12 protein-coding genes and 1 riboswitch are annotated in these 14,493 nt (G+C 54.0%); of the genes, 4 read left to right on the forward strand and 8 right to left on the reverse strand.

The window, feature by feature from the left end:
• Nucleotides 1-28 precede the first annotated feature (28 nt).
• Nucleotides 29-367, forward strand: a complete 339-nt coding sequence (locus ACI48K_RS16070; protein ID WP_475028627.1) for a DUF4870 domain-containing protein — start codon at nt 29-31, stop codon at nt 365-367.
• A gap of 14 nt (nt 368-381) precedes the next feature.
• Here ACI48K_RS16070 and ACI48K_RS16075 read toward each other — a convergent pair whose 3' ends face one another.
• From ACI48K_RS16075 to ACI48K_RS16090, 4 genes are all read right to left on the reverse strand, one after another.
• Nucleotides 382-1,794, reverse strand: a complete 1,413-nt coding sequence (locus ACI48K_RS16075; protein WP_475028628.1) for a nucleobase:cation symporter-2 family protein — start codon at nt 1,792-1,794, stop codon at nt 382-384.
• A 36-nt stretch (nt 1,795-1,830) separates the two neighbouring features.
• On the reverse strand, nt 1,831-2,406 hold the full coding sequence (locus ACI48K_RS16080; RefSeq protein ID WP_475028629.1) for a xanthine phosphoribosyltransferase: 576 nt from the start codon (nt 2,404-2,406) through the stop codon (nt 1,831-1,833).
• Nucleotides 2,407-2,558: 152 nt separating this feature from the next.
• Nucleotides 2,559-2,659: riboswitch (purine riboswitch) on the reverse strand.
• Between the two features lie 71 nt (nt 2,660-2,730).
• Complete coding sequence (locus ACI48K_RS16085; protein WP_475028630.1) at nt 2,731-3,036, reverse strand: hypothetical protein; 306 nt, start codon at nt 3,034-3,036, stop codon at nt 2,731-2,733.
• 56 nt (nt 3,037-3,092) lie between these two features.
• Entirely contained in the window at nt 3,093-3,839 is a 747-nt protein-coding gene (locus ACI48K_RS16090) for a zinc ribbon domain-containing protein (RefSeq protein WP_475028631.1), read from the reverse strand.
• Between the two features lie 298 nt (nt 3,840-4,137).
• Here ACI48K_RS16090 and ACI48K_RS16095 point away from each other — a divergent pair, with 298 nt between their 5' ends.
• Nucleotides 4,138-4,845 carry a GTP pyrophosphokinase gene (locus tag ACI48K_RS16095; RefSeq protein ID WP_475028632.1) on the forward strand — a complete coding sequence of 236 codons (708 nt, stop codon included), beginning with the start codon at nt 4,138-4,140 and terminating at the stop codon, nt 4,843-4,845.
• Nucleotides 4,846-4,923: 78 nt separating this feature from the next.
• On the opposite strand, the gene ACI48K_RS16100 is transcribed toward ACI48K_RS16095, so the two are convergent.
• The 4 genes from ACI48K_RS16100 to ACI48K_RS16115 form a co-directional block, all read right to left on the reverse strand.
• On the reverse strand, nt 4,924-5,676 hold the full coding sequence (locus ACI48K_RS16100; protein ID WP_475028633.1) for a hypothetical protein: 753 nt from the start codon (nt 5,674-5,676) through the stop codon (nt 4,924-4,926).
• Nucleotides 5,673-8,813, reverse strand: a complete 3,141-nt coding sequence (locus ACI48K_RS16105; RefSeq protein WP_475028634.1) for a DEAD/DEAH box helicase — start codon at nt 8,811-8,813, stop codon at nt 5,673-5,675. The genes ACI48K_RS16100 and ACI48K_RS16105 overlap by 4 nt, the downstream gene beginning before the upstream one ends.
• Nucleotides 8,814-9,064: 251 nt before the next feature.
• On the reverse strand, nt 9,065-9,442 hold the full coding sequence (locus tag ACI48K_RS16110; protein WP_475028635.1) for a RidA family protein: 378 nt from the start codon (nt 9,440-9,442) through the stop codon (nt 9,065-9,067).
• A gap of 42 nt (nt 9,443-9,484) precedes the next feature.
• Nucleotides 9,485-10,921, reverse strand: coding sequence for an ATP-binding protein (locus ACI48K_RS16115; RefSeq protein ID WP_475028636.1), 1,437 nt, complete (start codon nt 10,919-10,921; stop codon nt 9,485-9,487).
• 482 nt (nt 10,922-11,403) lie between these two features.
• Between ACI48K_RS16115 and ACI48K_RS16120 the strand changes: the two genes are divergently transcribed.
• Both ACI48K_RS16120 and ACI48K_RS16125 read left to right on the forward strand, forming a co-directional pair.
• Nucleotides 11,404-12,315 (forward strand): FMN-binding protein, encoded by a 912-nt coding sequence (locus ACI48K_RS16120; protein WP_475028637.1) that lies wholly within the window; start codon nt 11,404-11,406, stop codon nt 12,313-12,315.
• Between the two features lie 227 nt (nt 12,316-12,542).
• Complete coding sequence (locus ACI48K_RS16125) at nt 12,543-14,393, forward strand: FAD-dependent oxidoreductase (RefSeq protein WP_475028638.1); 1,851 nt, start codon at nt 12,543-12,545, stop codon at nt 14,391-14,393.
• The last annotated feature ends 100 nt before the right edge of the window (nt 14,394-14,493 follow it).

The following is a 14,493-nucleotide window of genomic DNA, read 5'->3' on the forward strand; positions in this document are numbered from 1 at the left end:
ATCCGCCGGAGGAAAGAAGGTACCGCCCGTGTCCCCTTTCAAATCGTCCACAGGTCTGTACGAAAATGTTGCCGGATTTCTCTGCTATCTATTCGCCTTCGTTGGGGGCGTCGTGTTTCTCGCCGTTGAACGAAGAAGCCGGTTTGTTCTGTTCCATGCTCTGCAATCGGTCATGCTGTTTGCCGGTCTGATGGTCGCTCATGTGATCTCAGGCCTTTTGCCGCTGATCGGCGTTGTCGTCGGCCTGCTGCTGACGCTGCTCGGCGTAACGCTCTGGATCATTCTCATGGCGGCCTCGCTGCAGGGCAAATGGCTTAAGCTGCCATGGATCGGGGACTTGGCCGAAAGACAGCTGCACCGGATGTGAATCGAAAAGTCCGGTTATTGCCGGGCTTCGGCGGCGGGAGCCGCTTCGGCCATCATGATCGAATCCGCGGCAGCGGCTCTTGGGCTCTCTTCGTCGGAGGCCGAGGCCGAAAAAGATCCACGGTTCCCGTGAAGCCCGTTAAACAGCAGGTTCAGCACAATTGCCGTAAAGCTGCCGGCAACAATGCCGTTATCGACCAGAATTTGCAGCCACGACGGCAATTGGTCGAACAGTTCCGGCATAACCGTCACGCCCAGCCCCATTCCGACGGAGCAGGCGATAATGAGCAGGTTCTCATGACGGTTCAAATCAACCTGATCTCCCAGCATCCGAATTCCGGAGGACAACACAAGCCCAAACAAGGCAATCATCGCTCCGCCGAGAACGGATGTTGGCACAAGCTGGGTGAGCGCGGCGATCTTAGGCACGAATCCGATCAAAATCAGCAGCGAGCCGGCAACGAACAATACGTCGCGGGTCTTTACGCGGCTCATTTGGACGAGTCCGACATTCTGCGAATAGGTCGTATACGGGAAGGAGTTGAAAACCCCGCCCAGCATAATCGCCAAACCTTCCGCACGATAACCGCGAGCCAAATCCTTGGACGTAATTTCTTTACCCACGATTTTCCCCAAAGCCAGAAACACCCCGGTCGACTCCGCCACACTGACGATCGCCACCAGAATCATCGTAAGAATTGCCGATACGTGGAACGTCGGTCTCCCGAAATAAAACGGCTGTACCGCATGGAACCAGCTCGCTTCCCGCAGCGGCGTCAAATCCACTTGTCCGGCCAGCGCGGCCGCCAAAGTTCCGGCAATCAGCCCAAGCAGCACAGAGATTGAACGCATAAAACCTTTGGCGAAGCGGTTCATCAAAATAATGAAGATGAGAACTCCAAACCCCAGCGCCAGATTCAGCGGACTGCCGAAGTCGGGATTATCCCCGGGGCTGCCGCCCCCAAAATCGGAAACGGCCACCGGAATCAGCGTCACACCGATCACCGTAACCACCGAACCGGTTACGACCGGAGGGAAGAAGGCGATCAGCTTGCTGAACACCCCGGACAGCAAAAAGACAAACAGCCCGGAAGCGATAATGGCTCCGTATATAGCGCCGACGCCCATTCCATCCTTCGTTCCGATCGCGATCATCGGCGATACGGCCTGAAAAGCGCAGCCGAGCATAACCGGAAGCCCGATCCCGAAGAAGCGGTTGCCCCATACCTGCAGCAGCGTAGCAACCCCGCAGGCCAGCAAATCGATGGCGATGAGATACGTAAGCTTCGTCTGGTCAAAGCCAAGCGCCCCGCCGACAATCAGCGGAACGATGACCGCACCGGCATACATGGCCAGCACGTGCTGAATCCCTAAAGAAAACGTCTTTAGCGGATGTCTGTTTTTTTGAAAAATACGTTCGCGTTCCATAATGATATAAAATCCTCCCAAAGTTAAATTACGCTGCTATTCTTTAACGAAAGTAACCGTGTTGTTCTCGAGAGACGCGATGCGCACAAGCGAATCCACCCGGTATCCGGCTTCCTTCAAACGAGCCGCTCCGGGCTGAAACGATTTCTCGATGACGATGCCGATACCCGCCACGCTTGCCCCTACCTGTTCCACGATCCGGGCCAGTCCGAAAGCGGCTTCCCCGTTCGCCAAAAAATCGTCGATGATCAGGACGCGGTCGTCCGAGGAGAGAAACTTCTTGGAGACGGTGATTTCATTGCTCTCTTGTTTGGTGAACGAATACACCTTTTCTACCAAAATGTCGTCTTTCAGCGTGAGTGATTTGTGTTTGCGGGCAAAGATCATCGGAACGCCCAGCTCCAGCGATGTCATGATCGCCGGCGCGATTCCGGAAGATTCGATCGTCAGCACTTTCGTAATGCCCTCATCCGCAAAATGCCGGGCAAACTCGCCGCCAACCTCTTTCATGAGCACCGGATCCATCTGATGATTCAGGAACGAATCCACCTTCAGCACCTGGTTTCCCAGCACGATTCCCTCCGCCTTCACTTTCTCCTCAAGCAATTTCAAACTCGTTTCCCCCTTATCCAAATTCCATGCACAAAAAAAGTCCACTTCCCGGTAGGAAATGGACTTAAACAGACAGAAATCACCCTATTTCACGTTTCGCGGTTTTCGAGCACAAACGGCAAAAGCCGCGTACGAACAAGCCTCGCGCCCGGACGAAATAGAGTTCTTCCCGTAGTCCGATCATTTCCGGTGATCAGGTAGAGACATGCAGGCCCATTCCTGCACTTATACGAGAAAAGCTACGAAAGTTTCATGCAATGTTAGAAGTATACCTTATAGCGTCCGGGGAAATAAAGAGGTATTTCGTGGTTTTCATATTTTCGCCTATAAAGGCTTGGATTCTTTCGGGATCAAATTCGTCAGCACCGATTTGAGTTCCTGATCATCCTGAAACTTTTTCTCGCCCGTATCCATGCTCTTTACGCGGATCTGGCTGTAATCGGTCCCGGCCTCCACCGGCTTGAAAATCAGATTGTTCCGATCCTCCAGCCGCAGCCTGTAGCCCATTTCTTCAAACATATTCAAAAAGTCGCTTTCACTCGGGACTTTTCCTTCATCGAGCAGGATCAGCCCTCTTAATTCCTTGACGCCATCCTTGTGCGCCACTTCAAAATGAACGATACATTCCACCTGCAGGTTCACTCCCGATTTTCGTAATAATGGCTAGGATACCCTGGAAGGGCTCCTTATATTTGCTCCGAGCCGCAATGAGGACACCACTTGGTACCTTTCACGAGCGGAGTCGAACAAATCTGGCAGCTGACTGTAGCAACTTTCGTTTCCAGACTTGAGGAAACCTCATCCTTCAACTGCACGTTTTCTTTCCAGGTCCGAATGCGCCGGTCCAGCTCCTCCTGACGAATCCGTTCCTCTTCCATATGCCGCTTGCGCCGTGCCTCTTCCTCGGGGTCAACCGGTTCCGGTTGCTCCTCCATCGCCGGGGTTTCCTTGACGGTCCTGGCAGAAAGCAACTTCTCCAGTTCTCCGTCTATCTTCGCCGTATCCGCCGTTCTTTCCTGCTCCGGAGCGGCTTTCGCCGGCGCGGATTCCACCGGAGCGCTTGCCGCAGCCGGTTTCACCTTAATCAGCTTATTTCCGCAATGCTGGCAGAATAGCGCATCTTCCGAAACCGCCTTCCCGCAGACGCCGCAGATCCGCTCGTTTTTAAGCTCCGCGATTTTGAGACGGATTTCGTCCCGTTCCTCCGTAAGCAGGTCGCAGGTTTTGGCCAGCTCAAGCATCTCTTTCTCCGCCTGGGACATGTCCTTGGAACGGTAGCCGTCATAGAAAACCTCGCCCATTTTTTGAAAATACAATCCCATTTCACGCTCGATATTTGAAATTTGCGTATTCAATCTCCCGATTTCCACGACGTTTTGCGCGCGGTCGGTTACCTTGCCCGCACCATCTTTTATTCGCTGTAAAAAATTCATGGCAAATCTTCCTCCCCATCCACTGCTTCCAAAGCAGCTGCTTAATTAGGCCCTCTGCCCGGTCAATGTCAATCGCTTTTGCTACTCTTATTCTATTCGTGAAACTTCACTTATCATACCAGATTTCCCTTACGGGGGAAAACCAAGCCGGCGCCTCAAAGGGAGATTCCTACCAGGGACCCAAATGCGGTCATTTTTGATTTTGCCGGCCCGAAAAAGGTACAATGGAGAAGAAGAAATGATTATTTCATAGGAGTAGATTGCCCTGACTACATCAAATGCGAGTTCCAACGATCTCTTGTTCAAGCATCTGGATTTAAGGGAAATATATCAGTGGGAAGCCGGCGAAGACGAGCTTCGCAAGCTGGAGGAGTGGAAGAAGCTTCCTTTCCTGTATCAGCTCGCGCTGGATGAATTGCAAAATAAAATCAAGCTGATTCAAACCGAGTGGAAAATCCATAACGGATACAGTCCGATCGAGCATATCAAAACCCGGATCAAGGAGCCCAAAAGCATTCTGGATAAGCTTGCCCGCAAAGGGCTGGAGATGACCGTCGACAGCATGGTGAACCATATTCACGACATCGCCGGCATGCGGATCGTGTTCTCCTTCGTCAAGGATATTTACAGCCTGCTCGACCATCTGCGGCACCGGGAAGACATCACCGTGCTGGAAATCAAGGATTATATCGCTAACCCGAAGCCAAACGGTTACCAAAGCCTGCACGTCATCGTCGCCGTGCCGCTTACGCTGTTTGAGGGACAGCGTTGGATGAAAGTCGAAATCCAGATGCGGACGCTTGCGATGGATTTCTGGGCCAGCATGGAACATATTCTGTTCTATAAATACGACAAACAGGTGCCTCCTCATGTCGTGAAGGAGCTGTCCGAAGCCGCCAAGGCGGCCGACGCTCTCGACAAGAAGATGCACGGCCTGCGCAAGGAAATCATGGGCGTGTCCGCCGCGGAACTTCCTCGGGGAGACGCCTCGCCTTCCAAAGAATGAATAAAAGCACGGCCCCGCCGATTCGAGCCGGCGGGGCCGTGCTTTTGTTTGGACAGCCGCGCTGCGCATGGTCCGGCGTCAAGCGCGGCTTTTCAGCGCGGCGGCGGTTTCCTCCGCCCGCTGCATGACCCGGGCGGCGACGAGCGCAAGCCCCTTCGCCGCGCCCGGCACGCCGGGCAGCAGCGCCGCCCACGGGGCCGGGTCCGGCCCGGCCTCTGCGATGTGGAGATGTCCGATCTCCACATCGTGGAACTGCGGCCCGGGCAGGTGCAGCCGGCCCTGCTCCGCCGCCTCGGCGAGCCACTCGGCCATGCCGGCGCCGCCCGGCGCTGCGGCCTGCGGCTCGCCCTGCGGCGGCCCGGCGGCTTGGCGCAGCGCCGCAGCGGCGTCCGCCAACGGAGCCGCGGCCGCCCAGGCCGCCCACACGGCGGCCGTCAGCGCCTCGCGCGTCCAGCCGAGCAGGCTGAGCCGCAGCTCGGCGTCGCTCGCCCAGGCGGCTGCGCCGAAGGCGGCCGCCTGCGCGATTCGGCCGCACGCGGGATCGCCGCACGAGCACGCGGCGCCGGGGGGCGCCGGCGCGGCCGGGCCGCCCTCGCTCCGCCAGGGCGGCAGCGTCGGCAGCAGCTCCAGGAGCGCGCCGTTCCCATGCTCCAGCAGCCCGGCCAGCACGAGCGGCCGACGCTGCAGATCCCGGAGCACAGCAGCCCTTTGCTCCTTCACGGCCTCGCCGTCCACCGGCAGAAGCACGGTATGACCTGACAGGGAGACAAGCATCCCGCCTTCGCTTACGCTGATTCCGATCCCTTTCGGAACGGATTTTTTGCGGCTCATTCGTCTCCCTCCCCGATGCTGCCGGCCTGCAGCGCAATCAGCTTCTTCAACTCGTCGTTGGTCATTTCCGTCAACCACTGCTCTCCGGAGCCGACAACCTGCTCCGAAAGCGATTTTTTCCGTTCAATCAACTCGTCGATCCGCTCTTCCAACGTGCCTTGGCAGATCAGCTTGTGTACCTCGACGTTCCGCTGCTGTCCGATCCGGAAGACCCGGTCGGTCGCCTGATTTTCCACCGCGGGGTTCCACCACCGGTCATAATGGACGACATGGTTGGCCCTCGTCAGATTAAGGCCTACTCCGCCCGCTTTCAGCGACAGAACGAAAACCGGGGATCCGACCCCTTCCTGAAAAGCCGCAACCATGCTGTCGCGATCCGGCTTCGGCACGCCTCCGTGCAGGAAAAACGGCTCTTGTCCATAACGCTGAGCCAGCTTTTCCCTTAGCAGCTCTCCCATCTGGACATACTGCGTAAAGATGAGGGCTGCCTCTCCATTATCCAGGATCAGGTCGAGCAGCTCCGTCAGCCGTTCCATTTTGCCGGATCGGCCTAAGCCGCCGGGATCCCCTCCGCGGAGTCGGCCCCCCGCCAGCTCCGGATGGTCGCAAATCTGCTTGAGCCGGGTCAGCGAGGAGAGCACCAGACCTTTGCGGGCGATGCCGCGCTGTTCGCCGATCCGGCCCATCAGATCCTCGGTGACGGTCCGGTACATCCGGGCCTGCTCGCCCGTCAGCGTGCAGTACGATTTCAGTTCGATTTTCTCCGGAAGATCCTTGCGGATATCGGGATCGCTTTTCAGTCTGCGCAGCAGAAACGGCGCAACCAGGCTGCGCAGCTTCAGCAGTTCCGAGGTCTGGTTCTCCCCGGCCCCGCCATAACGAGACCGGAAGGAAGCATGCGAGCCCAGGTATCCGGGATTGAGAAACTGAAATATGGACCACAATTCACTGAGCCGGTTTTCGACCGGCGTTCCCGTCATGGCGATGCGATGCGGAGCGGTCAGCCTCATAACGCTCTGCGCCTGCTTAGTCCCGAAGTTTTTGATGTACTGCGCTTCATCCAGCACGACCGTGTCCCAATCCACCGAGCGCAGCTCCTTGGAATCCCGTCCGGCAAGCTGATACGTCGTCAGGATGACATCGCAGCCGAGGCAAGCCTCCCGGAAACGGTTATCGCGGAAGCGGTCGCTCCCATGATGGACGTACAGCCGAAGGCCAGGCGCAAACCGGTTCAGCTCCCGCTGCCAGTTACCCAGCAAAGAAGTCGGGCAAATGATCAGGTATTTTCCTTTAGAGGAAGCCAGGCCTTCCAGCAGCACGGTAATGACCTGCACGGTTTTGCCAAGTCCCATATCATCGGCGAGCAATGCTCCGAATCCCAGCTCGCGCATCATGGAGAGCCAGTGGTAGCCGCGCTCCTGATAGGGGCGCAGAGTGCCGCATAAAGCGGACGGAATCTGACGCTGCCTTGCCCCTCTTTCCACGGCGCCCTCCATCAGCATGGAGAGCAGCCCGGCGCTTTCGATTTCCTCGACCATCACTCCGTCCAGATACCCGTCCTCATCGCCTGCCTTCAGATGCATCAATTCCCGGAACGTCAGCATTCCTTGTTCATGGCGTTTCATGAACTTCAGCATCTGGCGGATTTCTTTCACGTCAATCTCAATCCATTCCCCGCGAAAAAAAACAAGCGAAAACTTGGAGGAAGCCAGCTCGGTCAGTTCCTCAAGCGAAATTTCGTTCCCGCCGAGCATGGCGGCAGGTTCGAACGAAACAAGCTGATCCACGCCAAGCTTAGGCTCTTCCGCCACAGCGTCTTGAGTTTGCGTCCAGGTGCCCACTTTGATTTTGACACCTGCGGTCCGGCGCCCTTCCTTGGTCCAACGCGAAGGTGTCTGAATCGCTACTCCGTTTTTGCGCAGCAGCGCCACCGACTTGCCGAGGAAAGAATAGACCTCCTCCGGCCGGAGCAGCGCCCCTTCCGGCCGCGCCGATTCCATGGCTTCGGCTACCTCCGGCGAAATTTCCGCCGCTTTGGCCAGGCGCAGCAGCATAGCTTCCTGCACGTTCCGGTATACCCGCCCCCGGATTTCCATATCCCGCTGCGGATAACTCCAAATCAGCTTGGCCGGAAGCAGCACCGAAGCGTCTTCGGCTCCTTCCCCCAAGAACGTCATCCGCCATAAAGGACGGCCGCCCGGCTCAAACTCATATGGCCCCTGAGACTGCTCGGCCGGTTCAATTCTGATCAATAACCTTAGGCTGCCCGGACCCGGACCGGCGACCGGCTCGTCAGGCGCCTTGGGCTGTCCGCCTCCGGCAGCATCGATATCCGACGAAAGCTGCTCCAGTTCAAGCGGACTGCCCTGGATTTCTGGCGGCGGCCCTCCCGTAAGACTTGCATTCCACCAAAGCTCGGACAAGGGAGAAGTTCCGCGCCGGTAATCGGCACGGCACGGGTTGAGCTGCCGCCCGAGCTCGCGAACCGCCCCCCGCGCCTCGAGGTCGATCATCGCCGTAAGGAACGAGTACAGTAACGAAAGCTGCCGGTTTTCGATCGAGGTCTCGTCCGGCTCCGTTCCGGATTGAATTCCGGAGAGTCCCAGCGGAGGCATAGACCCGGCCAACTGTCTGAACCGCTCCTCATCCCTTGGGTCGGTAAGCAGCGGTCCCCAAGCGGAGCGGAGCTGGGCTTGCGAACTTCGCCGTCTGCTGTGTGCGGCAGGCTGACGGACGCCCGGCGCAATCCGTCCACGCTGCAGAAGCTCCAGCGCAAACCGGGCCGCCTTGCTCCAATAAGCCATTTCCGCCCCCGGCTTAATCCCGTGCTCTTCCCATAACGCCTCGTTCCAGTGAAGCAGCAGCGGCCAGGCGTCCGCAGCCGGCAGCGCCAGACCTTCGATCGTTCTTCCGATCAAACCCCTGCGCTCTCCGGGCCTGAACGCTCTCCGCACGGAAGAGACCGGAAACCGCACCTCGGCCAGCCGCAGCGCCGCATGCTGGAACGGACGATGCCCCGGCTCGGTTTCCATAAGGCGAACGATCGCCGTCCACGCATCCACTTTGGATTCTGATATTTCGCCCGAAAAGCAAAACAGCACATCTCCGAGCCAGATTGCATAAAAACGCCCCGTCATGTTGATCTCCCGTCGTATCCTCATTCTATTTAATCTCTAATCGCTTATTAAACGCATTAATAATATCTTATACGAAATCCGTCCCGTATAAAACCGGAACCGCACTTCTCAAGCTCCCGATCGGATCGTGCGGATAAGGATGAACAGAAAAAAGCCGGGCTTAAGAAAGAACGGCACTCTTCGGGTTCTTCCTCAGGCTCCGGCTGCCTGCAATCATCGTATTATTATTGCATATAGGAGCACGCTAATTTCTATTTCAGCGCGATGACCTCAATCTCCACCAGTCCGTCTTTCGGCAATCGAGCAACCTCTACGGCGCTGCGGGCCGGATAAGGCTCGGCAAAAAACGAGCCGTATACTCCGTTGACCTTGGCAAAATCGTTCATGTCCTTGAGAAAAACCGTCGTCTTCACGACTTTGTCCAGTCCGCTTCCGGCGGCTTCCAAAATGGCTTTGACATTGTTCAGCGATTGAGCGGCTTGCGCTTCAACGCCCTCCGCCAATTCTCCGCTCTCCGGAATAAGGCCAAGCTGCCCGGAAGTGAAGATGACCCCCCCAATTTCCACGCCTTGCGAATAAGGACCGATTGCCCCGGGCGCAGAGGTCGTTGCGATAATTTGTTTTGCCATGCGGCATCCCAACCTTCCAAATGATTTTCTTCATTGTAACTATTATGGACGAGTGTAGGCAACCTTCTCTTCTTCGTGGATCCGTTCTGCGGCAGCGGGAAGGAAAAACGAAAACCTGCTTCCTTCTCCTGTTTTGCTCTGCATCCGGATGAACCCGCCCAGAAGGCTGGCCAGATTGCTGCTTATCGGCAGCCCAAGCCCCGTTCCCCCGTATTTGCGGCTGATCGAACCGTCAGCTTGCTGAAACGCTTCAAAGATGGCGGTGTGCTTGTCCTCGGAAATACCAATCCCCGTATCCGTTACGGCAAAGACGATCCAGCCGCCCGAAGGGGCTTCTCCCGCCTTTGCCCTGCGGATCTCCAAATCAACTTGGCCTTCATGGGTAAATTTGAAGGCGTTGGACAGCAGATTGCGCAAAATTTGCCCGATTCTCTGCGGGTCGGAAACGACCGTATCCGGCAGCCCCTCTTCCCTTGCAATCCGAAACGATATCCCTTTTTGAGCCGCCAACCGATCGAATTGGAGCTGCATCAGCTCCGCGATTTCTGACAAGCTGACTTGCTCGCTCATGATTTCCAGCCTGCCGGCCTCAACCTTGGACATATCAAGGACATCATTAATCAGTTGGAGCAAATCATGACCGGATTTATGGATGATCCGGCCGTAATCCGGAATCTCCTCGCCGGAAGCTTCGTTTTCCGAAATAATCTCGGCCAGATTAATAATACTGTTCAGCGGCGTTCGCAGTTCATGCGACATGTTCGCCAAAAATTCCGATTTATACTTCGACGCCAGAGCGAGCTGATTTGCCCGCTCTTCCAGCACGATTTTGGCCTTGTGCAGCTCATCCGTCTGCTTTCGCAGCAAATTGTTGGCGGCTTTAAGCTCTAGGTTCTGGCGGCGTTCCAACTGAAAGTCCCTCAAGATGAGGGCAAAAATGAAGCTAAGCGCAATGTTGAGCGGAAGGGTCACAGGCATGATACCGGCAACATACTCCTTGAACGGTATAACACCGAAAACGGCGATGTTCAAAGCATTGGCAAGGTTGACGACGAACAGCGTGACGATCCCTTTTATTGCAAAACGATAATCGCTTTGTCTCATCCATATGTTCAGCCCCCCGCACACCAGCCCCAGAATCAGCATATTGACCAGTCCGGCGATCGCCGCGTCGTTAATTCCGAAGGTCAGTCTCGAAAGCCCGATGCCCGCGCCTATCACAAACAAAGTATACGGTTCCGCGTAGACCATCGAAGCGATAATCAAAGGAACGAAGCGGAGATCGAAAATGACGCTGTCAGCCAGTTGAAAGCCAAATTTCATGCAGATCCATCCGGAAAAGATAAACAGCCCGACGGATAAAAAGTAATTGGTTCGCGGCGATGTTTTGGAAAACGCGTATTTATATGAAACATTCGCCAAATAAGCTACCGTAATGAGCATTCCGAGATTCAGCAGGAATACGTTCCCATAATCCATAGGCTCACTCCCGTCTGTCAGTCGAGTCGAAGCCGCGGCTTCATCCTTCCTATTTACATCATATTAACATGTCAGGAGTTTGCCGAACATCCGAACTTCTTCTTGATTTGGACAATTCTTTTGCAATAAATGATCTAAACAACCCCGGGCTGATGCCGATAAATTAATAGGAAGAAACCGGACTCAAGATTGCACCTCTCTAAAAAATAAATATTTTAAGTTTGAGGTAATCGCTTTCAAACCCTTCGCCCCATAGAGGACGCCGGATTGGCCGTTTTTGGAGGATACTTTATATCACACCATAAGTGATTTTTTTCACATTAACGCGTTTTTTTATATGCTAAAATTCCAACGAACAAAGCTTTTAGGGCTCCCGAAAACGCTTATAAAACAAGAAGTATCCCCCCTCTTCCGCCACCTTCTTTCGTTATTAAAATGTCTTCACATTTTAATATATATTTCATTAACGGAGGTCTTTTATCATGAAAAAAGCATCCATCATTCTTAGCAGTGCCCTTCTGCTAGGTCTTCTGGCTGGTTGCGGATCGAACAATGACGCCAATAACGCGCCTGCGGCCAATGCGCCCACGGGCTCGGAGAACAGCTCGAGCAATAATGCGGGCAACAGCGCAAATGCTACGGCCGACCAAGGCAAGTACCAAGATGGCGTTTATTTTGCACAAGGCGAACCCGACAAAGATACCGGCTGGCAATCTTTCGTTACGGTCACCGTTTCCGGCGGTAAAATCACCGATGCAAAATGGAACGGCACCAATGCTACCGTGGGCGTAGATAAAGTGACTTATTCCAAAGAAGGCAAATACGGTATGAAAGCCGGCGGCGCTTCTTCCGAATGGCACGAGCAAGCTGAAAAAGCCGAGCAATTCCTGCTCGAAAAACAGGATACCACAGCAGCTACGATCGACTCCGAAGGCAAAACCGACGCAATCTCCGGTGTCTCCATCCATGTTGGCGAGTTCTTCCAACTGGTTGACAAGGCTTTGTCCGCTGGAGCGGTTGAAGCAGGGGCGTACAAAGATGGTACCTATCATGCAGAAGGCGATCAGTTCGATCCGGAATCCGGATGGAAAGACACCGTTGATGTTGTAGTCGCCGCAGGAAAAATCCTTAAAGTCAACTTCAGCGGCGTAAACGATAAAGGTGAAGACAAGAAGCAATACTCGATCGACGGTAAATACGGTATGAAAGCCGGCGGCGCTCAAGCCGAATGGCATGAAGAAGCTGCGAAAGCGGAACAATATATCGTAGACAATCAAGATACCTCTTCGTTGACCTTTGACGCGGACGGCAAAACCGACGCAATCTCCGGCGCAACGATCAGCCTGAAATCGTATTTCGATCTTGTTAACAAAGCATTGGAAAGCGCTAAGTAATCGGTCATCATGTTTTGTTCAAAAAGCCGGCAAGCGGATGTCAGTGCGTCAGGGAGAAACAGTTTCGGCAGCAAATTTCTAAAGATCAAGTAACTCCCAGCGCAACCAGACTTAGAGGGTATACTTTGGGCGTTTTTGCTGATATGCTTATACCGGCTTTTTGAATGAGTACCTTGTGTCAAAGTTTTTGCTTCATGATTACACCCTAAAATGAGAAGGTGAATTTCTTGAAAAAAATAGTCGTTCTCGGTGGCGGTTATGGCGGTGTCGTTACTTCCAAACATCTGGCCAAACTGTTCAAGAAAGAAAAAGACGTAGAAATCAAATTGATCGACCGCAATCCCTATCACACACTGCTTACGGAATTGCACGAAGTTGCGGCTAACCGCGCTCCGGAAGATTCAGTTAAAATCGAACTCAAGAAAATTTTCGCAGGACAAAAGGTTGACGTTGTCCTCGATTCGATCGATAACATCGATTTTGCAGCCAAAGAACTTCGTTCCGAGAAAGATACTTACAAGTACGATTACCTCGTAATCGGTACCGGTTGTAAACCGACTTTCTTCGGAATTCCCGGCGCTGAAGAGCATTCCCTGACTCTTTGGTCCTATGAAGACGCGGTGCGTCTCAAAGAACAAATCCGCCGCAAATTCAGCGAAGCCGCAAAAGTGAACAACCCGGCCAAACGCCGCAAAATGCTGTCCTTCGTTGTTGTAGGCGCCGGTTTTACGGGCGTTGAACTCGTAGGCGAGCTTGCCGAATTCCGCGATGAGCTTTGCAAGGAGTTCTTCATTGATCGCAGCGAAGTTCGTCTGGTTGTTGCGGATATGGCTCCGAAAATTTTGCCGATCCTGCCTGACAAACTGATTCAAAAAGCCGTGAAACGCCTTGAAAAGATGAACGTAGAAATTATTACGAGCGCTAAAATCACCGGCGTTAAACCTTCGAGCGTAACCTTGGGCGATAAAGAGCTTGAAGCCGACACCATCGTATGGACCGCCGGCGTTGAAGGCTCCGATCTTGTCGGTAAACTCGATGTGAAACAAGAAGGCCGCAAACGGATCGTAACAAACGACAAGCTGCAAAGCGTTGACCATGAAGATGTTTATATCGTTGGCGACAACATCTTCTTTATTCCGGAAGGCGAAACCCGTCCGGTACCGCAAATGGTTGAAAATGCCGAGCAAGCAGGTCCTGTTATCGCTCATAATATTCATGCGGACATTCACAACAAACCGAAAAAATCCTACAAACCGGGATTCCACGGAACGATGGTATGTATCGGCAGCCGTTACGGCGTAGCCAATGTCGGTTTGCCGAATAAAATGTTCATGCTCACCGGCTTTATGGCCATGTTCAGCAAACACTTAATCAACATGTACTACCTGTTCACCGTAGCGGGCTTCAATAAAGTTTGGACTTACATGATGCACGAGTTCTTCCATGTGAACAACCGGAGAAGTTTTGTCGGAGGATATTTCTCCAAACGTTCGCCTAACTTCTGGCTCGTTCCGCTGCGTATGTTCGTAGGCTATAAATGGCTTGCGGAAGGTATCGACAAATTGCCGAAGATCTTCAAAGATCCGAACAACATTTTCCTGATTCCGGCTTCCCCAAATGCCTCCGATGCCGTTTCGGCAGCAAGTGAAGTCGCAGGATCTGCGGGATCGACAGGAGACGCCGCGGCAACAGCAGTTACAGCTCTTCCAGTGCCTGGTTTCATCAAAAGCATTGTAGGCTGGTTCATGGATGTCTTCTTCTATACGTCAGACGGCGGTTACACCGCTCTGGCAACCGTGTTCCAATTCTTTATGGTATTTGCCGAGCTTGCCATCGGCGTCATGCTTATCGTTGGTCTCTTCTCGGCAATCGCTTCGGCGGCCACCGTGGCCCTCGGTGTGATGATCTGGTCGTCCAGCATGGCTTCCTCGGAAATGTTGTGGTACATGGTTGCGGGCGTGGCTCTGATCGGCGGATCGGGCAGCACGTTTGGTCTTGATTACTATGTTCTTCCTTGGCTCAAGAAACATTGGAAGAGAATTCCGCTTGTGCGAAGATGGTACCTTTACACAGAATAATCTTAAAGTCTTAGCTTCATAGATGTAGCCTTGATACAGAGTAATGTGCGCCTTGCGCACATTACTCTAATTTTTACTTGCATTATAGCGGTAAATCGGT

The sequence above is a fragment of the Paenibacillus terrisolis genome (assembly GCF_056171975.1).